The 19,163-nt window shown below is 74.2% G+C and carries 17 protein-coding genes; 8 read left to right on the top strand and 9 right to left on the bottom strand.

Going from position 1 to position 19,163, the window contains the following annotated elements; genetic code table 11:
• Position 1: 1 nt before the first annotated feature.
• From scpA to ligD, 4 genes are all read right to left on the bottom strand, one after another.
• Positions 2 to 2,206 (bottom strand): methylmalonyl-CoA mutase, encoded by a 2,205-nt coding sequence (scpA, locus tag RM779_RS07860; RefSeq protein WP_311616935.1) that lies wholly within the window; start codon positions 2,204 to 2,206, stop codon positions 2 to 4.
• A complete protein-coding gene (locus RM779_RS07865) occupies positions 2,206 to 4,092 on the bottom strand; it encodes a methylmalonyl-CoA mutase subunit beta (protein ID WP_311616936.1) in 1,887 nt (628 codons plus the stop codon). Before RM779_RS07865 ends, scpA begins: the two co-directional genes overlap by 1 nt.
• 71 nt (positions 4,093 to 4,163) lie before the next feature.
• Positions 4,164 to 4,793 (bottom strand): nucleoside/nucleotide kinase family protein, encoded by a 630-nt coding sequence (locus RM779_RS07870; RefSeq protein ID WP_311616937.1) that lies wholly within the window; start codon positions 4,791 to 4,793, stop codon positions 4,164 to 4,166.
• Positions 4,794 to 4,805: 12 nt separating this feature from the next.
• On the bottom strand, positions 4,806 to 5,813 hold the full coding sequence (gene ligD / locus RM779_RS07875) for a non-homologous end-joining DNA ligase (RefSeq protein ID WP_311616938.1): 1,008 nt from the start codon (positions 5,811 to 5,813) through the stop codon (positions 4,806 to 4,808).
• Between the two features lie 689 nt (positions 5,814 to 6,502).
• Here ligD and RM779_RS07880 point away from each other — a divergent pair.
• Positions 6,503 to 6,883, top strand: coding sequence for a hypothetical protein (locus RM779_RS07880; protein ID WP_311616939.1), 381 nt, complete (start codon positions 6,503 to 6,505; stop codon positions 6,881 to 6,883).
• Here the strand turns inward: RM779_RS07880 and RM779_RS07885 are convergent.
• The 3 genes from RM779_RS07885 to RM779_RS07895 form a co-directional block, all read right to left on the bottom strand.
• On the bottom strand, positions 6,870 to 7,793 hold the full coding sequence (locus tag RM779_RS07885) for an ADP-ribosylglycohydrolase family protein (protein ID WP_311616940.1): 924 nt from the start codon (positions 7,791 to 7,793) through the stop codon (positions 6,870 to 6,872). The two genes, RM779_RS07880 and RM779_RS07885, sit on opposite strands and share 14 nt — an antisense overlap.
• A gap of 71 nt (positions 7,794 to 7,864) precedes the next feature.
• Entirely contained in the window at positions 7,865 to 8,104 is a 240-nt protein-coding gene (locus tag RM779_RS07890; RefSeq protein ID WP_077057938.1) for a hypothetical protein, read from the bottom strand.
• Between the two features lie 124 nt (positions 8,105 to 8,228).
• A complete protein-coding gene (locus RM779_RS07895) occupies positions 8,229 to 9,167 on the bottom strand; it encodes a S1 family peptidase (protein WP_311616941.1) in 939 nt (312 codons plus the stop codon).
• 319 nt (positions 9,168 to 9,486) lie between these two features.
• On the opposite strand from RM779_RS07895, the gene hppD reads away from it, so the two are divergent.
• The 5 genes from hppD (at position 9,487) to RM779_RS07920 (ending at position 14,359) form a co-directional block, all read left to right on the top strand.
• A complete protein-coding gene (gene hppD, locus RM779_RS07900; RefSeq protein ID WP_394813247.1) occupies positions 9,487 to 10,614 on the top strand; it encodes a 4-hydroxyphenylpyruvate dioxygenase in 1,128 nt (375 codons plus the stop codon).
• 111 nt (positions 10,615 to 10,725) lie between these two features.
• Complete coding sequence (fahA, locus tag RM779_RS07905) at positions 10,726 to 11,982, top strand: fumarylacetoacetase (protein ID WP_311616942.1); 1,257 nt, start codon at positions 10,726 to 10,728, stop codon at positions 11,980 to 11,982.
• 51 nt (positions 11,983 to 12,033) lie between these two features.
• On the top strand, positions 12,034 to 12,567 hold the full coding sequence (locus RM779_RS07910; protein ID WP_311616943.1) for a MarR family winged helix-turn-helix transcriptional regulator: 534 nt from the start codon (positions 12,034 to 12,036) through the stop codon (positions 12,565 to 12,567).
• Positions 12,568 to 12,579: 12 nt separating this feature from the next.
• Positions 12,580 to 13,446 carry an EamA family transporter gene (locus RM779_RS07915; protein WP_311616944.1) on the top strand — a complete coding sequence of 289 codons (867 nt, stop codon included), beginning with the start codon at positions 12,580 to 12,582 and terminating at the stop codon, positions 13,444 to 13,446.
• A gap of 100 nt (positions 13,447 to 13,546) precedes the next feature.
• Positions 13,547 to 14,359, top strand: coding sequence for an alpha/beta fold hydrolase (locus RM779_RS07920; RefSeq protein WP_311616945.1), 813 nt, complete (start codon positions 13,547 to 13,549; stop codon positions 14,357 to 14,359).
• A 20-nt stretch (positions 14,360 to 14,379) separates the two neighbouring features.
• Here the strand turns inward: RM779_RS07920 and RM779_RS07925 are convergent, their stop codons facing one another.
• The gene (locus RM779_RS07925) at positions 14,380 to 14,769 is read right to left on the bottom strand and encodes a VOC family protein (protein WP_311616946.1); all 390 of its coding nucleotides are present in this window, start codon (positions 14,767 to 14,769) and stop codon (positions 14,380 to 14,382) included.
• Positions 14,770 to 14,980: 211 nt separating this feature from the next.
• Here RM779_RS07925 and RM779_RS07930 point away from each other — a divergent pair, with 211 nt between their 5' ends.
• A complete protein-coding gene (locus RM779_RS07930; protein WP_311616947.1) occupies positions 14,981 to 15,394 on the top strand; it encodes a cold-shock protein in 414 nt (137 codons plus the stop codon).
• Between the two features lie 119 nt (positions 15,395 to 15,513).
• Here the strand turns inward: RM779_RS07930 and RM779_RS07935 are convergent, their stop codons facing one another.
• A complete protein-coding gene (locus RM779_RS07935) occupies positions 15,514 to 17,502 on the bottom strand; it encodes a CocE/NonD family hydrolase (RefSeq protein ID WP_311616948.1) in 1,989 nt (662 codons plus the stop codon).
• A 609-nt stretch (positions 17,503 to 18,111) separates the two neighbouring features.
• Here RM779_RS07935 and RM779_RS07940 point away from each other — a divergent pair.
• The gene (locus tag RM779_RS07940; protein WP_311616949.1) at positions 18,112 to 19,092 is read left to right on the top strand and encodes a ParB/RepB/Spo0J family partition protein; all 981 of its coding nucleotides are present in this window, start codon (positions 18,112 to 18,114) and stop codon (positions 19,090 to 19,092) included.
• Positions 19,093 to 19,163 lie beyond the last annotated feature (71 nt).

A 19,163-nucleotide genomic window follows, 5' to 3' on the forward strand; every position in this document is an offset into this window, starting at 1 on the left:
TCTACAAGTCGTCGTGGCCGAGCCCGGCGGCCACCGTCGTCAGCAGGTCGAACGCCGCGTCCGGGATCACCGTGCCCGGCGGGAACACCGCCGCCGCGCCCGCCTCGTGCAGCGCCGTCACGTCCCCCGGCGGGATCACCCCGCCGACCACGATCGTGATGTCCTCCCGGCCCTCCTGCGCCAGCTCCCTGCGCAGCGCGGGCACCAGCGTCAGGTGCCCGGCCGCGAGCGAGGACACCCCGACGATGTGCACGTCCGCCTCGACCGCCTGCCGCGCCACCTCCGCCGGCGTCTGGAACAGCGGGCCGACGTCCACGTCGAAGCCCAGGTCGGCGAACGCGGAGGCGATCACCTTCTGCCCGCGGTCGTGGCCGTCCTGGCCCATTTTGGCCACCAGAATCCGCGGGCGCCTGCCCTCGGCCTCCTCGAACCGCGCCACCAGACCCCGGGTGCGGGCCACCCCGGGCGACCCCTGCGCCTCCTGCCGGTACACACCGGAAATGGTACGGATCTGCGCCGAGTGCCGCCCGAACACCTTCTCCAGGGCGTCCGAGATCTCGCCCACCGTCGCCTTCGCCCTGGCCGCACCGACCGCGAGCGTCAGCAGGTTCCCGTCCAGGCCCGCGCCCCGCCCGTCGTCGCCCGCGGCCGCCGTCAGCGCGTCGAGCGCCGCCCGGCAGGCCGCCTCGTCCCGTTCCTCCCGCAGCCGCCGCAGCTTCTCCACCTGCTGGGTCCGCACCGCGGAGTTGTCCACGGCCCGCACCTCGATCTGCTCGTCCGCGTCCACCCGGTACAGGTTGACGCCGATGACCGGCTGCCGCCCCGAGTCGATGCGCGCCTGCGTCCTGGCCGCCGCCTCCTCGACGCGCAGCTTCGGAATGCCCGCGTCGATCGCCTTCGCCATCCCGCCGGCCGCCTCGACCTCCTCGATGTGCTGCCAGGCCCGCCGCGCCAGGTCGTGCGTCAGCCGCTCCACGTACGCGCTGCCGCCCCACGGGTCGATCACACGGCACGTCCCGGACTCCTGCTGGAGCAGGATCTGCGTGTTCCGCGCGATGCGCGCGGAGAAGTCCGTCGGCAGCGCCAGCGCCTCGTCCAGCGCGTTGGTGTGCAGCGACTGGGTCTGCCCCTGCGCGGCCGCCATGGCCTCCACGCAGGTGCGGGTCACGTTGTTGAAGACGTCCTGCGCCGTCAGCGACCAGCCGGAAGTCTGCGAATGCGTCCGCAGCGACATCGACTTCGCGTTCTTCGGCTCGAAGCGCCGCACGAGTTTCGCCCACAGCAGCCGGGCCGCCCGCAGTTTGGCGATCTCCATGAAGTAGTTCATGCCGATCGCCCAGAAGAACGACAGCCGCGGCGCGAACGCGTCCACGTCGAGCCCCGCGTCGAGCCCGGCCCGCAGGTACTCCACGCCGTCCGCCAGCGTGTACGCCAGCTCAAGGTCGGCCGTGGCCCCGGCCTCCTGGATGTGGTACCCGGAGATGGAGATCGAGTTGTACCGCGGCATCCGCTGCGAGGTGAACGCGAAGATGTCGGAGATGATCCGCATCGAGGGCTGCGGCGGATAGATGTAGGTGTTCCGGACCATGAACTCCTTCAGAATGTCGTTCTGAATGGTCCCCGCGAGTTTGTCCGGCGTCACCCCCTGTTCCTCGGCCGCCACGATGTACAGCGCGAGCACCGGCAGCACCGCGCCGTTCATCGTCATCGACACGCTCATCCGGTCCAGCGGAATCCCGTCGAACAGCTGCCGCATGTCGTAGATCGAGTCGATCGCCACCCCGGCCATCCCGACATCGCCCGTCACCCGCGGGTGGTCGCTGTCGTACCCGCGGTGCGTCGGCAGGTCGAACGCCACGGACAGGCCCTTCTGACCGGCCGCCAGGTTCCGCCGGTAGAACGCGTTGGACTCCTCCGCCGTGGAGAAGCCGGCGTACTGCCTGACCGTCCAGGGCTGGTTGACGTACATCGTCGGGTAGGGGCCCCGCAGATAGGGCGCCACCCCTGGGTAGGTCTCCAGGAAGTCGAGCCCGGCCAGGTCGTCCGCCGTGTACAGCGGCTTGACGGCGATCCCCTCGGGGGTCTCCCACACCAGGTCCTCGGCGCTGTGCCCGGCCCCCTCCTTGACCCGCTGCCGCCACGCGTCCGCGGTCCCGCCGCCGGCGGCCGGCCCGAGGCCGATCTCCGTGAAGTCGGGAATCTCCATCACGCCACTCCCATGAGGTCAAGAACGGAGGACAGGACGGCGACCGCGTCACAGCCCACGAACACGAAGTCGTCGACACCCGCCTGCTCGAAGGCGTCCCGCAGCTCACCGGGACGGCCCGCCAGGAAGACCCGGCGCGCCCCGGCGTCCTTCAGCGCCGCGGCCGCCCCGGCCGCCTGCTCCGCGTACAGCGCGTCGCTGCCGCACAGGCACGCCACCTCGGTGCCGACCGCCCGCAGTGCCGCCCCGGCCGTTCCGGCGTCGACCGACTCCGGCTCGTGCACCGGCTCGATCCCGGCCGCCTGGAACAGGTTCGCCGCGAACGTCACGCGCGCCGTGTGCGCCGCGGCGGAACCGAGCGCCGCGAGCAGCACCCGCGGCCGGGCCCCCGTCGCCGCCAGATGCGCGTCGCTGCGCGCCCGCAGCGCCTCGAACGCCTCGTCCCTGCGCACCCGCGGCAGCCCGCCGGCCGGCGGCGCGGGCGCCGGAATCCGCTCCACCGGCCGCTCCACCAGCGTCGGGAACTCGCTCACCCCGGTCACCGGCTCACGGCGCACGGCCAGCTGCCGCGACCGCTCCCGCCAGGTGGCCGCGAGACGCTCCGCGACCATCCCGGACGCCAGCGCCCCGGCCTGCCCGCCCGCGCCCATCAGCTCCTGGAAGAACGCCCAGCCGGCCTCGGCCAGCTCCCGCGTCAGCTCCTCCGCGTACCAGGAGCCGCCCGCCGGGTCGATGACGCGCGCCAGGTGCGACTCCGCCATCAGCACCGACGAGGTGTTGCGCGCGATGCGCCGGGAGAAGGCGTCGGGCAGCCCGAGATCGTGATCGAACGGCAGCACCGTCACCGCGTCCGCCCCGCCCGCGCCCGCCGCCAGGCAGGCCACGGTGGTGCGCAGCATGTTCACCCACGGGTCGCGCCGCGTCATCATCACCGGCGACGTCACCGCGTGCTGCCGCTGCGCCCGCGCCTCGGGCGAGGCACCGCACACCTCGGCAACCCGGGCCCACAGCCGGCGCGCGGCCCGCAGCTTCGCGATGGTGAGGAACTGGTCGGCGGTGGCCGCGTACCGGAACTCCAGCTGCCCGCAGGCCGCGTCCACGTCGAGACCGGCCTCGGTCAGCCCGTGCAGGTAGGCCACGCCCGTGGCCAGGGAGCAGCCCAGCTCCTCGGCCGCCGAGCCACCGGCCTCGTGGTAGGGCAGCGCGTCGACGCCGACCGCGGTCAGCCGCGGGTACTCCCGGTGGCACCGCACCGCCAGCTCGGCGGCCTGCGCGAGGTGGTCCGCCAGCCCGTCGTCGCGGCCGGTGCGCGCGACCAGGGCCAGCGGATCGGCGCCGAGGTGGCCGAGCGCGTCGCCGGGCGCCACGCCCCGTTCGTCGAACAGGCGCAGCAGCTCACGGGCCGCGGCCCCCGTCTCCGCGCCCGCGTCGAGCACGACGGGCGCCAGATCCAGGTAGACGCCGGACAGGGCCTTCTCCAGGCCGTTCACGGGCAGTCCCGCGGCTCCGACGGTCAGCCACAGCGATGTGGCGCCGTTCTCCAGGTCCGCGAGCGCCGCCTCGTTGGTCCGCGCCGGGTCCGGATCGTTGTGCCGCTGCCGCACGTCCCAGCCGGTGACCGCGGTGCCCTGGGGCCTGCCGCCGCGCACGAACGGGGGGAAGCCGGGGTATCCGCCCTCGGCCCGGCTGTCCTCCGCCGTGTACAGCGGGCGGGTCACCAGGCCGTCGCCGAGCCGGGTCGCCAGTCTTGCCTCGGCGTCCGGGCCCGCGAGGTCGCCCCGCCCGGCCTTGCGCAGCACGCCGGCCACCAGTTCCTGCCACTGTTCTCGCGTCACCGCGGGGAACTCTGCGGCCAGAGGGAGTTCCTCATCACTCATGACCGTCATGCTTCCAGAACCGGGGGTGGCGGTGAAACCGCTATCCACCCCAGCTTCGGCACCGGGAAGCCACTGCCCGGTCAGCCGTCGGCGGGGATCACGCGCCCGCAGCGCTCCCGCGAGGCACGTACGAGTGCGGCGTTCGGCACATCGTTGGCGTCCACCCAGGCGCGCGCCGCGGCGGTGGTGCGGCCATGGCCCGTGTGGCGGCTCATCAGCCGGGCGTCGCGGACCGCGTCGGCGGCGTCCACGTACCAGACGTCGTCCATCAGGGCGCGTGCCTCGCGCCAGCCGGGGAGGTCGCAGGCCAGGTAGTTGCCCTCGGTGACGATCAGCCAGGCGCCCGGCGGGACGCGGTGTCTGGCGGCCACCGGCTCGTCGAGTCCGCGGTCGAAGTCGGGCACGTACACCTCACGGGCCGGGTCCCCGCCCTCGCCCGCGGTCAGCCGCCGCAGCAGGGCGGCGTAGCCCCAGACGTCGAAGCTGGGCTCCGAGCCCTTGCGCGACCGCAGCCGGAGACGGTCGAGCTGCGCGTTGGAGAGGTGGAAACCGTCCAGGGGAACGTAGGCGGCCTCCTCGCCGAGCGCCGCGACCAGGGCGCGGGCCAGCGTGGATTTGCCCGCCCCCGGCGGGCCTGCGAGACCGAGCACGGCGCGCCGTCCGGCCCGCCGCAGGCCGCGGGCGTCCGCGGCGAGCGCGTCGAGATCCATGGGCGGCGCTCCTCAGCGGTCGTTCCCCGGCGGCGGTCCCGGCAGGGTGACGCTCTCCGGGGAGCGGTCGGGGCGCAGGCCGCGCCAGGAGGGCTGGCGGAGCCTGAGGTCCCGGGTCCAGGCGCGGAACGCGACCTCTCCTACGAGGCGCGGCTCGGTCCAGCGGGCGGTGCGGGCGTGCTCACGGGGCACGGGCCCGTCGAACGGGCTGGTGGCGCGCGCCAGCGGAGTGAGCAGGCGCAGGAGGTCGGCGAGCGTGGCCGCGGTGAAGCCGCTGCCGACGTGGCCGATGTAGCGCAGGTGGCCCTTGGCGTCGTGGGCGCCGAGCAGCAGGGAGCCGACGGTGCCGGAGCGGCGGCCGCCGCCCGGCTGCCAGCCGCCGAGCACGGCCTCCTGCGTGGACACCAGCGGCCGTTTGATCCACAGCCGTGAGCGTCGGCCCGGTTGGTAGGGGGAGTCGAGCCGCTTGGCCAGCAGCCCTTCCAGACCGTGCTGTTCGGCGATGCCGAGGAGGTCCCGCGGACCGATGCCCGGTCCGGTGTAGTGCGGCGGAACGGCCAGCCGGCCGCCGGCGGCGGGCTCCGCGGCGGCGGCGAACCGGCTCAGTGCGGCGCGGCGTTCCGCGTAGGGCGCCCGCAGGTGGGTGTCCGGGCCGCGCAGCAGGAGGTCGAACGCGAAGTAGGTGACGGCGGGTGCGGCCGGGCGGCCGGTGCCGGGGCGGCGTTGGTGGCGGCGCTGGAGCAGGCCGAAGTCGGGCCGCCCGGCCGCGTCGAGGGCCACGATCTCGCCGTCGAGGACGGTGGCCAGCCCGCCGAACGCGGCGGGCGGGACGCCGGCCAGCTCGGGATAGGTGGCCGTGAGGTCGTTGCCGTTACGGCTCGTGAGGCGCGTGGTGCCGTCGGGCGCGGCACGCAGGCAGCAGCGGTAGCCGTCCCACTTGTACTCGTAGGCCCAGGCGCCGGTGGGAAGTTCGCCGTCGACGGCCAGTATCGGCGGCACGGCGCCGGGGATGTCGGTCATGTGCCAAGTACACGCGGTGTGCGCGTGATCGCCACGAACGGTAACCGGAACGGCAGATGTGGGCGCGTGTCCCCGCGTTGTGTGCCGGCGCACATCACCACTCCGCATCTGGCGATCTGCAATTTTCAAGTTACCTATTGCGACCTGAACTTGGCAGTGCCATAGTGAAGTGGACGCGCCTCACCTGGGCAAACCGGGACGCGCGGGACATCGGCAGACGAAAGGCGACAGCATGGCTCTTTCCGCCACCGCGCCTTACCGGGGGACTGTCCAGCCGCGACGTCCGGGGGGCGCCGCGGCGCCCGCGGTGCCCGGCTCGCTCGCCGCGGCGCGACCGCCCCGGCGCGGGCATCCCGGCGCGATCGTCCGGCCGCCGGGGCGGAGGAGAGCCGCCGGTGCCGCGCGCGCGTGCGCGCGGCCGGAGCGGCGGGGTCTGACCTGGTGTCATGTTCCCGCCGACAGCAGGAGGGGAGCGGCGCCTGCGGTCTCCGTTCATGCGGGTCGGCGTGCACGGGCCATCAGCACGCTGTGGGGCCTGGCGGTGCCGCCCGGCACCGGCTGCGTGGCCCGGTCATTCGCGTCCCGGCGCCGTTAGCGCGGGCGCGCCCATGGACCACCGACCACGTGCCCATGCCTGTCGCGGCGGCGCGGCGGTGCCCGCCGCCCGCTCCGCCCCACTCCACCTCCCGGTGACCACGCCGGACGGCCTGGCCGGGGACGCCGTCGGCGTCTCGGAGGACCACGGCCGCCGCATCATGACCAGCCTGCCGCGCGCCGGGGCGGTCTTCGCCGCCGGCCGGCGCTGGTGGTGGGTCGTCCCCTCCGAGTCCCAGGTCGGGCTCGACTGGCCGCCCACCGCCCGCTACTGGGCGGGCGCCTGCCTGCCGGGGCCCGCGGTCAGGGACTCCTCCCCGATAGCGGTCCGGCCGGTGCCGCAGCTGATCCACTGGCCCGAGGACGCGGGCCCCTACACCCATCCGCTGCTGCTCTACATCGCGGTCTGCCGGCTGGCGGGCGTCTCGCCCGTGACCTCCGTGTCGCCGCTGGCCACGGGCCTCAGTCCGGGCTGACGGCATCCACCCACGCGGGCAGTGGCTCGCGGCGCGCGAGCCACGCCGCGGGCACCCCGTCGAGCCCCGTGCGGGCCGCGACCACGCCGCCGGTGATCGCGCACGTGGTGTCCACGTCGCCGAGCCCCTCCGCCGTGCACCACAGCGCGTCCGTCAGGTTGCCAGGGTGCCGTGCGGCCGACCACAGCGCGAACGGCACGGTGTCGGCGGCCGTGGCACGCCGTCCGTTGCCGAGCACGTCGGCCGCCTCCTGCGGCGAGACGTCCGCCGGCAGCTCCGCGGCCCGTTCGAGCCCCTCGCGCACCGCCCCCGGCGGCGTGCGCCCGGCGACCGCCCGCAGGAACGCCGCCGCCCCGGGCGCGGCCCCGCCCGCGGCGGCGCGGGCCGCCGCCACGGCCACGGCCACCGCGCCCGCCACGCCCTCGGGATGACCGTGCGTCACCCGTGCGGCCAGCCCGGCCTGCGCGGCGGCCCGTTCCTCGTCCGCGCGGAACCACGCCCCCAGCGGCGCCGCGCGCATCGCGGCGCCGTTGCCCAGGCTGCCCTCGCCGCCGAAGAGCCGCGTGGTCTCGGTACGCCAGGCCGTGGGGTCGTCGGCCAGCCGGGGCAGCAGCTCGTGCATGCCGTAGCCGTACCCCCGTGCCGGCTCCGCCAGGTAGCCGTCGGCGAAGACCCGCGCCAGCCGGTCGGGTCTGATCTCGCCGTCGGCCCGCAGCGCCCGGAAGATGCCGAGCGCCATGGCGGTGTCGTCGGTCCAGGGCCACGCCGGCTCCTGCGGCGTGCGGCGCGCGCGGATGGCGGCGCGTGCCTGGTCAGGGCCGCGCCGCAGCGGGAACCACCGCTCTCCGAAGGCGTCGCCCAGGGCGAGTCCGTGCAGGCTGTCCCGGGCCGCCGCCCGGCTGTTCCTCATGCCGCCCCATGCTGCCCGCACCGGCGGACAGCGGCCACCGGTTTGCGCGAAGGCCGCCCGCGGGACCCCGCTCAGGGCAGCTCGGTGTAGCCGGAACGGCCCGGGCCCGTGCCCTCCGGCGGGTAGTCGCAGTCCAGGCTCTGCACCTCGCGGTCGCCGTCCTCCGAGTCGATCACCACGGCCGCCGTGCAGGCCCGGCCGTGTTCGTCGGTGAAGGTGGCGATCTCGGTGCGGTCGGACTGGGAACAGGCCGTCAGGACCAGTACCGCCCCCGCCGCCACGGCCGCTCCGAGTCCTGCGCGTGCGTTCATTCCTCGACCCCCCTGTCCCGGCCTGTCCCGGCAGCGGTGGGATCGTATGCCGGGCCGCCCGGCGCCGGTAGTCCAGCGGCCGGCCCTGCGGGCCAACAGCGGATGAACGCCGCGTGGCCGGGCGTCAGGTGAGGACCAGTCCGTAGGCGTTGAGGACCTCGCCGATGGGCTGGTAGTAGGTGGTGCCGCCGGTGGCACAGTTGCCGCTGCCGCCCGAGATCACGCCGATGGCCAGCGAACCGGTGAAGACGGGCGCGCCGCTGTCGCCCGGTTCCGCGCAGATGTTGATGCGGCCCAGACCGCTGATGATCACACCGTTGCCGTAATTGACCGTGTAGTTGAGCCCGGTGATGCTTCCGGACCGGCAGCCGCTGGGGGCCGCCATGTGCACCGGGCCGCCGACGGTGCCGCCGGTCGCGCTCGTGATGTCGATGGACTGGCCGTTGCAGTTGACGGTGCCGGGCCGCGGGACGTCGGGGTTGGTGTACTGGACCAGGCCGTAGTCGCTGCCGGGGAAGCTGCTGCCCGCCGTGGAGCCGATGAGGACGGTGAGTGCGGGGTCGGCGTACCAGTCCGGGTAACCGTCGGTGCAGTGACCGGCGGTCACGAAGAAGTCGGTACCGCCCGACCTCGCGTTGAATCCGGCGGTGCAGCGCCAGCCGCCGGTGGCGTAGACGGGTTCGCCGCCCTGGAGTCGCGGTTCGAGCCGGCCGGGGACGCGTTCGATGTCCAGCGCGGCGGCGAGCGGGCCCGCGGCCCGCCGGATACCGGCCAGGTCCTCGGCGGTCACGGTCTCGTCGGCCGCGACGCGCACGGTGCCCGCCGCCGGGTCGGCGGCCCACGCGGTGCCGCGGACGTCGGCCGCGCGCACCGCGTCGGCGGCGAGCGCGAGCCGGTCGGCCGCGAAGGGGGGCGGCGGGGCGGCGTGGGCCGCGCCGGGCAGCAGGACGGCGGCGAGGGCGAGCAGGCCCGCCGCGGCGGCGCCGAGGCGGCCCCGGCGGGCCGGGCGTCTGCGAGGAGTGGTGGTGGGGGACAGGGGCACGGGGTCCTCCTGGGTGGACATGAGCCTGACAAGGTGAGAACGGAGTCTCTCCGGTGCCCGCCGCCTTGCCAAGCCCGCCTTTCGGCCACCCGGCGGAGCAGCCCCAGCGAATTCCCTGCGCACAATGTCCAGTGATCCTCCCATGAGGCGCGGCAATCTGGACAGTCGGTCCAGTGCCGAGTGGTCTGCTTGCGCAGGGCATTCGTGATCAGGTGTCCTTGTTGTACAGCACCGATGTCGCACGGAAGCGAGGAAGCCGATCGTGGACACCGATCTCACCCTCACCAGCCAGGAACGGCTGGCCGACCTCGATCCCGCACAGCTCCACCGGCTCCTCGGTCTGGTGGAGTACGACGCCGCAGCCGACCCGTTCCCCGTCTCCGGCTGGGACGCGGTGGTCTGGTCGGTCGGCAACGCCACCCAGGCCGCGCTGTTCTACCAGGTGGTCTTCGGCATGGAGCTGGTCGCCTACTCGGGCCCGGAAACCGGCAACCGCGACCACCACGCCTACGTCCTGCGCTCCGGCGCGGTGCGCTTCGTCCTCAAGGGCGGCACCGATCCGGACGGCCCGCTGCTCGACCACCACCGCCGCCACGGCGACGGCATCGTCGACATCGCGCTCGAAGTGCCGGACGTCGACCGGTGCATCACCCACGCCCGCGCCCAGGGGGCCACGGTGCTGGAGGAGCCGCACGACGTCTCCGACGAGCACGGCACCGTCCGCGTCGCGGCCATCGCCGCCTACGGCGACACCCGCCACAGCCTGGTCGACCGCTCCCGCTACGAAGGCCCCTACCTGCCCGGCTACGTCGCCCGCACCTCCGGTTACCTGAGGCCGGACGGCGAGCCGAAGCGCGTGTTCCAGGCCCTGGACCACGTCGTCGGCAACGTCGAACTCGGCCGTATGGACGAGTGGGTGGGCTTCTACAACCGGGTCATGGGCTTCACCAACATGGCCGAGTTCGTCGGCGAGGACATCGCCACCGAGTACTCCGCCCTCATGAGCAAGGTGGTCGCCAGCGGCAACCACCGCGTCAAGTTCCCCCTCAACGAGCCGGCCGCGGGGAAGAAGCGGTCGCAGATCGACGAGTTCCTCGACTTCTACCAGGGGCCGGGCGCCCAGCACCTGGCGCTGGCCACCGGCGACATCCTCACCACCGTCGACGTGCTGCGCGCCAGGGGCGTCGAGTTCCTCAGCACCCCCGACTCGTACTACTCCGACCCCGAACTGCGCGCCCGCATCGGCGAGGTCCGGGTGCCCATCGAGGAGCTGCGCAGCCGCGGCATCCTCGTGGACCGTGACGAGGACGGCTACCTGCTCCAGATCTTCACCAAGCCGGTGGGCGACCGGCCCACGGTCTTCTTCGAGTTCATCGAGCGCCACGGTTCGCTCGGCTTCGGCAAGGGCAACTTCAAGGCGCTGTTCGAAGCCATCGAACGCGAACAGGCCAAGCGCGGCAACTTCTGACCGGTTGCTCGACTGTTCGCCCGACCGACCGCGCCCGCGGTGCCGCTCCGCGCGAGCGGCACCGCCGGCGCGGTGGCGCACCCGTTCCCGCCCCCGACCGGAAGGCCGCCCATGACCGCCGCCGCCCGCCACGGCACCACCTGGCTCGGCCTCGACCCGGCCCACCCCTTCGGCATCCACACCCTGCCCTACGGCAGCTTCACCACCCAGGACGCACCCGCCCGCCGCGTCGGCGTCGCCATCGGCGACCAGGTCCTCGACCTCACGGCCGCCGCCGGGGCGCTGCTGCCCGGCGATGCGGCGCTGTTCGCCGCCGGCACCCTCGACCCGCTGCTCGCGGCGGGCCCCGATACCTGGGCCCGCGTCCGTGCGGCCGTCACGGACTGGCTCGGCGACGAGCGCCACCGCACGGCCGTCGAGCCGCTGCTCCGGCCCGCGGGCTCCGTGGACCTGCACCTGCCGTTCACCGTCGCCGACTACGTCGACTTCTACGCCAGCGAGCACCACGCCACCGCGCTCGGCCGCATGTTCCGCCCCGACGGCGACCCGCTCACCCCCAACTGGAAGCATCTCCCGATCGGTTACCACGGCCGCGCGGGCACCGTGGTGCCCTCCGGCACGCCCGTCGTCCGCCCCACCGGCCAGCGCCGCACCCCCGAGGGGAACGTCGTCCTCGCCGCCTCCGCCCGGCTCGACATCGAGGCCGAGGTCGGCTTCGTCGTCGGCACCCCGTCCACGCCCGGCCGCCCGGTGCCGCTCGCCGACGCGGGCCGCCACCTGTTCGGCGTCTGCCTCGTCAACGACTGGTCCGCCCGCGACATCCAGGCGTGGGAGTACGTGCCGCTGGGCCCGTTCCTCGGCAAATCCTTCGCCACCTCCGTCTCGCCGTGGGTCGTGCCGCTCGCCGCCCTCGGCCACGCCCGCACCGCGCCACCGCCGCGCGACCCGCGGCCCCTGCCGTACCTGGACGACACCGCGGACCCGGCCGCCGAGCCCTGGGGCCTCGACCTCACCCTCCGCGTGACGCTCAACGGCCACCCCGTCTCCGCGCCGCCGTTCGCCGCGATGTACTGGACCGCCGCCCAGCAGCTCGCCCACCTCACCGTCAACGGCGCGTCGCTGCGCACCGGCGATCTGCTGGCCTCCGGCACCGTCAGCGGTCCGGGGCCGGGGGAACGCGGCTCCCTCATCGAGCTGACGGCCAACGGCGGCAGCCCGCTGACCCTGCCGGACGGCAGCACCCGGGGGTTCCTTGAGGACGGGGACGAGGTGGTCATCACCGCCGACGCCCCCGGGCCCGGCGGCACCCGGATCGGGCTCGGCGAGGTGCGCGGGCGCATCGCCCCGGCGGTGTCCTCGCCCTCCTGACCGACGCGCCCCCGCCGTGCGTCCGCCGTGCGTCCGTGTTATGCATGAGTCATGCATGAATCGCGGCGCACGGCAAACCTCCTCGGGGCAACCGCGCTCACGGTCGCGGACACGGCGCTGGCCGGCGCCGCCCGCGCCGCGGGCATCAGCCCCAGCGGTGCGGCGGCCCTCGTGGTCCTTTCGACGTTCCCCGGCCTCGGCAGCACAGGCCTCGGCCGCCACATCGGCCTGACCCAGTCGGCCGCCGCCCGGCTCATCGACTCCCTGGCGGCCGACGGGCTGGTGCGGCGCCGCAAGGGCGCCGGGCGCTCGGTGCCCGTCACGCTCACCGCCGAAGGCACCCGCGCCGCCCGCGCCCTGCTCGACGCCCGCGCCGAGCTTCTGACCGACCTGGTCGCCGTCCTCGAACCGGCAGAACGGGCCGAGCTGACCCGGCTGCTTGGCAAACTGCTGACCCGGCTGCACGACCGCGTCGGCGACGCGGACCTGATGTGCCGCATGTGCGACCGCGGCGCCTGTACGCACGGCGCCGCCTGCCCCGTCGGCCGGGCCGCCCGCGCCGCGCCGGACGCCGGGAGCGGCTGACGGGACCGGCCGATGGGACCGCTCCTCGCGCTCGGCTCCGCGCTGGCCTACGGCATCGCCGACTTCGGCGGCGGGCTGCTGGCCCGCCGCGCCCACTTCGCGGTCGTCGCCCTCCTCGGGCAGGCCGGCGGGCTCCTGGCGACCCTCGCCGCCGCACCGCTGTGGCCGGACCGGTCGCCCACCGCCACCGACCTCGCCTGGGGCGCGCTGTCCGGCGTCGGCACCGGCCTGGCCATGGCGTTCCTCTTCCGGGGACTCGGCCGCGGCGCGATGAGCGTGGTCGTGCCCGTCAGCGCCGTGAGCGGCGTCGCCCTGCCCGTCCTCACCGGCGTGGCCCTCCTCGGCGACCGGCCCTCCCTGCCCGCCTGGGGCGGCATCGCCGTGACGGTGCCCGCCCTCTGGCTGGTCTCGCGCAACGGCAGGGGCGGCGGCAGAGGAACGGGCGGCGCCGCCCCGCACGACCCGGCGGCGACCACCGACGCCCTGCTCGCCGGAGTCGGCATCGCCGTGCAGTACCTGGCCCTCGCCCAGGCCGCGCCGGAAGCCGGTGTCTGGCCGGTCGCCGCGGGCCGGGCCGCCGCCGTGGTGGTCGTCGCCCCGCTCGCCCTCGCCGGCCGTGCCCGCCGCTCCTGGGCGCCGCTGACGTGGCCGCTCGCCGCGGGCGCGGCCGCCACCGGGGTGACCGCGGCCGGTGCCCTGGTCCTGTACTCCCTGGCCGTTCAGCAGCAACTCGCCGTCGTGGCGATCGTGCTGTCGTCCCTCTACCCGGCGGTCCCGGTGCTGCTCGGGCTGACGGCCCTGCACGAACGCGTCACCGTCCTCCAGGCCACCGGCCTCACCGGAGCCGCGGCCGCCATCACCCTGCTGGCGCTCGGCTGACGCCTCCGAAGGCCGGGCGGGCCGGAATTACGGTTGAGGCCGGGGGCCGCCCTGTGATTGCCTCGGTCCGCGATCCGGCAGCCGTGAGGAGCCCCAGGCAGTGACGACGTACACCTCCGCAGACATCGCCTACGACCGGGCGGGTCCCCGCGGCGAGCCGCCCGTCGTGCTGCTGCACGCGGGCGTCGCGGACCGCAGGATGTGGGAGCCCCTCTGGCCCGCGCTCACCGCGGAGCGCGACGTCGTCAGGCTCGACCTCCGCGGCTTCGGCGCCTCCGTGACCCGGCCGCGGGGTGCGCTCTCCCCGGCGGACGACGTGCTCGATACCCTGGCCGAGCTGGGCATCGCCGACTGCCACCTCGTCGGTGCCTCCTTCGGCGCCGGCGTTGCCGTCGAGGCCGCCCTCGCAGGGCCGGAGCGGGTGCGCTCCCTGCTGCTCGCCGCGCCGGGCGGCTCGCTCATCCCCGGTGTCACACCTGACCTGCGCGCGTTCATCGAGGCGGAGGACGCCGCGCTCGACCGGGGCGACCTGGACGCCGCCGCCGAGGCGAACGTGGCCTGGTGGGCCGTCGGCCCGCACCGGGAGGCCGACGCGGTCGCGCCCGAGGTCCGCGACCAGGTGCACCGCATGCAGCGGCGCGCGTTCGAGGTGACGGCCGACTGGGACGACGTGGCGGAGGCGGAGCCCGAGCCGCCCGCCCTCGACCGGCTCGCCGAGATCCGCGTTCCCGTCCTCGTCCTCCTCGGCGCGCTCGACCTCCTGGCCATTCACGACGCGGCCCGGCGGGTGGCCGCGGACATCCCAGGGGCCCGCCGCGTCGACTGGCCCGACGCCGCCCACCTGCCGTCGCTTGAGCAGCCGGCGGAGTTCCTGACGCTGCTGCGCACCTGGCTGGCGGCCGAAGGGGCCTGAAGGCCCCGCGCGCCGCGGTGTCAGTCCCGCACCCAGAAGCAGAACGGGTGTCCCGCGGGGTCGAGCAGCACCCGCACGTCCTCCTGCGGCTGGAACCCGGCGAGCGCCGCGCCCGCGCCGGTCGCGAACTCCACCGCCGCGTCGAGGTCGTCGACCTCGATGTCGAGGTGCAGCATCATCTGCTGCCGCCCGCGGACGGCGGGCCAGGCGGGCCGCTCGTAGACCGGCTCGGTCTGGAAGGACAGCCGCGCCCCGCCCCGCGGGGCGGCGAGTTGCACCCAGTCCGGCTCGTCCTGCGTCACCTCCCAGCCAAGCAACCTCCGGTAGAAACCGGCCAGTTCGCGGGCGTCGGGGGCGTCGAGGACGGGAGTCGGCGGACCGAGGCGCGGGCGGGGGCGTTCCGTGGTCATGCCCCCGAACGTAACGCGGGTCGCGGGCGCGGCGCACGGGCGGGCGACCCCCTGTTCCCCGGAGGCCGCGGCGGTGGGTATCTTGCAACGACCGGGATCGGAGGGCTTGGGCCCACCGCCCGGAAGCAGCACGGCGGCCCCGCGGTCGCCGCTCACCGGGAACGGGTCCCGGTGGGAGTACGTGCATGTGTGGCTGGGATTGGATGTGTTGATGGTTACGGGAAAGGTCGTACGGTTCGACGAGCTCAAGGGCTATGGGTTCGTCGCACCCGACACGGGTGGCGAGGACGTGTTCATCCACGTCAACGATCTCGAGTTCGACAAGCGCCTGCTGGGGCCCGGCATGGTGGTGGAATTCGAGGTGGAGGAGGGGGACCGCGGCCTGAAGGCCAGCCACGTCCAGCTCCAGGAGGGTGCGGAACGGCCGATGTCCACGCCGCTCAGAAGCTCCTCGGGCGCCTCGCCCAACGACGAGCTGTGCGACGTGCTCTCGGTCCGTGAGTTCGTCGAGGAGATCACCGAGGCGCTGCTGCACGCCGCGCCGACCGCCACGGCGGAGCAGGTGCTCCAGATCAGGCAGCGGCTGATCCAGGTGGCGCACTCGCACGGCTGGGTCGACTCCTGACGACACCGTTCGTCATCGCCTGACCCCGCTCGGGCGGCGGGCGCCGCCCGCCGCCCGAGCGGGGTCCTGACTTTTTCCGCCCCGCCGCCAACCGGGCGGCGGGGCGGAGCCGCACGGTCTCAGCGGCCCGCACGCCCCCTGGGGGTCACCCTGGGGCCACGCGCGTTCACGGCCGGCGCCCACCAGGACGCCCCCAAGGCGTCCTGGAGCACCGGCCCGTGCGGTCGTTCGGTGCAGGGGGTGAGCAAGCCCCGCCGCGGTCCGTCAAAGCCGGCCGGCCGATCGCCGTTCCCCCCGCTGGGGGTGAGGCAGTCGTGCGGCAGCAGCGGCAGGTCGACCCGGGAGAGCTCCAGGGGGGAGTGGCGTACCCGGTAGGTGCCGGGCAGGGTTTCCTGCTGGGGCGCGGTTGCGAAGCACGGGTCGACGCCCAGGGGAAGCGCACAGGTCTCGTCCGGGGTCCGGGTGGTGAGGGTCACCCGGAGGGAGTGCCCCGGGGCGAGCTGGGCGACGCGCGGGGAGAGCCCGAAGGCCAGTTCGTACGTCGCGTGTGGCACCAGGTAGTCGTCCCGGGCGAAGCTGCCGTACGGGCGGACGTGCGCGCCCCTGATGTCGGACCAGGAACGTTCCTCGTCCAGGGCGCGCATGCTCGCCACCAGGTTGCCCGAGGTCAGCTCGGTGACGGTGCCGTCCGGCGCCACGTCCTCAAGGCGGGCGATGAGATGGAGGTTGGTGCTGTCCGAGCGGGCGTACAGCGTCGCGCTCATCGGACCGGCCAGGGTGGCTCCCCGCGGGAACGGTTCTGTCGTGTAGGTCAGGGCCCCGCCGGGGGAGCCGGGCTGAGTGTAGGCGAGGGTGCCCGACCCGCCCGTGAGCGGCGGGCGCCGGGTCAGCCGGCCGCCGCCGTTCAGGTAGTAGGGCGTGGTCGCGGTCGCGAGCGGGTAGTGCGAGGTGTTGATCCAGGCGTCGCTTCCCGACTGGTGGAGATGGATGGGGGTGGGTGTGCGGTCCAGCCCGGTGTCCGCGCCCTTCAGCCAGGTGTCGAACCACTGGACGGCGATGGCCTGGTCGATGCCCTCACCGTGGCCCCAGGGGCCGACGACGACCTGGTAGCGGCCGGTGACCGGCTGCCGGGGACTCATCGGCGCGTGGACGGGACGGTTGGCGTGGGCGTTCTGTAGGTAGGCGTACATTTCGAGCGAGCCCTGTACCGCCGTGTCCCGGTATCCGCTCCACAGCAGGGCGGGAATGTCCGCCGCCACGATCGCGGACGCCCACTCGCCCGGGGAGCGGTAATCCGTCCACGGGCTCGTGTAGGCGCGCTCGCCGCCGCTGGTGATGCTGTCGACGAACGCGGCGCCGAACTCGCCGGCGCGCGGCCCCATGACGGCCTCCATCCGCTGGAAGACGTTCAGCGTCTGGTTCGGCATGCCTCCGGCGAACAGGTTCTCGCGGTAGGTCTCGGCTCCCGCGCAGGCGGGCATCATCGCCTTCACGCCGGAGTCCGGGGGCAGCGCTGAGGCGGTGAGCAGCTGGTTGCTGCCCAGGTACGAGCAACCGGTGAGGCCGACCGTGCCGTTGGAGCCGTCGAGTTCGCCGGCCGCCCACTCCACGAGTTCGACTCCGTCCTGCCGCTCGCGGGGGCCGAACATGTCGAAGGTGCCGCCGGAGCGGCCGGTGCCGCGCACGCAGATCGAGGCGTAGACGTATCCGCGCTCGACGTAGTAGCCCGGGGGCGTGTACTGGTGTCCCGGACCCGTCAGATTCCCGTCCGTCGTTTCGCAGGTGTAGGGATTCTGGGCGAGGAGAACCGGGAACGTTCCGGGGGCGCGCTCCCCCGTCCCGGGGTCCGCCGGGTAGAGCACGTCGCCGACCAGCGCCGTTCCGTCGCTCGCCGTGACCGCCACGTCCGGGACGGTCACCTGGCCGTATGTGGCCGGCCGGGCCTGCCCGATCCGGGCCGGCGGCTCCCCGGCGCTCCGCTCGGTGGCGGCGGCGGTCGTCGTGACCATCGCCGTCACGGTCGTCATCGCCGTCAGCACGCCGATGGCTCTGGTGAACCTGGTAGTCCTCGTCGGGGTGCGACGCGGGCGGAGTACGGCATCCGTCATGTCCTTCAAACCCTTTCTGCTACCGGGAAGATTCTTGCCGAGCCCGAGACAGGCGCCCGCTAGTAACCTCCGTCCGCGAGAGACCTCCGGCCGCGAACGGAGCGGCGGGCCGGGTGCGGAGCGCGGGGACGGGCGGGGAGAGCGTGACGGGCCCGTGCGGGCGAGGACGCGCGCATCGGATCGCGTGAGTCCGTGGCTTCTCCGTCAACATGCCACGACTGTAGTGAAGTTGGCTGGGCCGACCGGAGCGCTGCGGTTCGTGCCGGGGCCACAGGAATAGACCACTGGTGCTCGGCCGCGGTGCCCGCCGCCGACGTGCCGCCGGACGCCGTTCCCGGGCCGCCCCGGCCACCTGCTGGCCCCGGGGGCGCGACCCCCACCTGCCCGGACTCCGCTGTGTGACCGTTCTCGTCCGGCCGGGACCCGGTCACGGTGAGTGCCCTAGGGGTCCTTGAGGGGTTTCCCGCGCTCGGGGGCACTTCATAGCGTGGGGTCCGCACGCTTCGACTCCGGGTCGGCAGCCGTCGGACGCGAAACCTCCCGCACCACCGACGGAGCAGTGAAGCGCTGGAGCAGTGAAGCACTAGAGCGCCAGGGGTGGAAACGCACATGAGAGGTTCGTCGACGGCCGGGGCCACCGGAGCCGGGTCCGCGGAAAGGGTGCCGCTGAGCGAACTGACGACGTCTGATTCGCCCCGGCGTTCGGGCACCGACGCGGAACACATCCGTCTCCTGGCCGAGTCGGCCGCCGAGCTGCCGCCGATCCTCGTCAACCGCCGCACCATGCGCGTCATCGACGGCACGCACCGGGTGCACGCGGCCGCGCTCAGGGGCGAGGACAGCATCGAGGCGGTGCTGCTCGACTGCGACGACGACGAGGCGTTCCGCCTCGCCGTGGAGGTGAACGTCACGCACGGACTGCCGCTGACCCGTGCCGACAGGACGGCCGCTGCCAAACGTATCATCGCCTCCCACGCCGACTGGTCGGACCGGGCGATCGCCTCGGTCACCGGACTGTCCCACAAGACCATCGGTTCGATCCGGCGCCGGTCGAGTGGGGAAATTCCCCAGTCGGCCACCCGGCGGGGCCGTGACGGCCGGATGCGTCCCGTGGACGCCTCCGCCGGGCGCATCCAGGCCGGCCGGATGCTGGCCGACCGGCCGGATACCCCGCTGCGGGAGATCGCCAGGGAGGCGGGCGTCTGTCCGGCGACGGTGCGGGACGTGCGCGCCCGCATCCAGCGCGGCGAGGCGCCCGTCCCGGCGGGCCGCCGTGTCGCGGTGGCGCCCGCGGCAACGCCTCTGCGGCCGCAGGCACGTGCCGAGGTGGAGGACGAGGGGCCGGAACTCTCGGTGCGCATTCGCAATCTGCGCAAGGACCCTTCGCTGCGCTTCTCCGAATCGGGCCGCACCCTGCTGCGGCTGCTCGACGCCTGCACCGTGGGGCCGCAGGAATGGCACCGCATCAGCGACAATGTGCCGCCGCACTGCGTGGAGATCATTGCCTCGGCCGCCCGTGAATGCAGCAGGGCATGGGAGGACTTCGCCGTGGAACTCGACCAGAGGCGCGGCAGACAGAAACCAGGTTGACGGTACGGCGCCTGAAGGCCGGAGCGTTGTTGTGCTTTCTCGGTGGGCGGCGTCCTCGGGACGGAAGGTGT

Source organism: Streptomyces johnsoniae (assembly GCF_031845565.1).
Lineage (GTDB): Bacteria > Actinomycetota > Actinomycetes > Streptomycetales > Streptomycetaceae > Streptomyces > Streptomyces johnsoniae.